Origin of the sequence: Micromonospora sp. H61, from assembly GCF_018070325.1 — a bacterium.
GTDB lineage: Bacteria > Actinomycetota > Actinomycetes > Mycobacteriales > Micromonosporaceae > Micromonospora > Micromonospora salmantinae.
Map to the genome: position 1 here is coordinate 1 of NZ_JAGPXY010000246.1, position 586 is coordinate 586.

Here is a 586-nt window from a genome sequence, read left to right on the forward strand (position 1 = left end):
TGGCCGTCGCGGATGCAGCGGGGGGCATACTGGGCGAACGCGCGCTTGCGGAAGTTCATCGGACTTGCCCGCGTAGCGAGAAGCCACTGCGCTGATAGCGTCGGACGGTGTCGATGTTCCGCAGCCCGCAGGTGATCCTCTTCAGCGAGGACGTCTCCCGCGCCGCCGAGTTCTACGCCGGCCTCGGCTTCACCGAGACCTATCGGATGCGGCCGAGGGCGGAACGGTGTGTCAGCCCTGCTGGTGACGCTCATTGCGCCGAAGGGCCTCTTCGAGTTGGTCCTCGAGAATGATGATCCGGCAGGCCGAGGCCAGGTCGGTGCCCTGGTCGCACATCTCCCGGGCTCTCGCGGCAAGGCGCAGTTGATAGCGGGAGTAGCGGCGGTGCCCGCCAGCGGAGCGCTGCGGGTCGATCAGTTTCGCATCGCCGAGTCGGCGTAGGAAATCCTGCGAGCAGCCGAGGATCTCGGCGGCACGGCCCATCGTGTAGGCGGGGTAGTCCTCATCGTCGAGCATGTCGTCGGGTTGAGCCATGACATCTCCATCACGAGGGCCCCGGTGCTCGGACGCTCCGGGGCGCTAGGGT

General features: G+C 67.1%; 1 protein-coding gene. It reads right to left on the reverse strand.

Translation table 11 applies throughout. The features are described 5' to 3' along the window. Positions 1-231 precede the first annotated feature (231 nt). A complete protein-coding gene (locus KBX08_RS33415) occupies positions 232-534 on the reverse strand; it encodes a MerR family transcriptional regulator (protein WP_210787733.1) in 303 nt (100 codons plus the stop codon). Between the last annotated feature and the right edge of the window lie 52 nt (positions 535-586).

Bases quoted from the DNA above. Each gene is read 5' to 3' on its own strand.
- KBX08_RS33415 (WP_210787733.1), bottom strand. From the start codon at position 534: ATGGCTCAACCCGACGACATGCTCGACGATGAGGACTACCCCGCCTAC.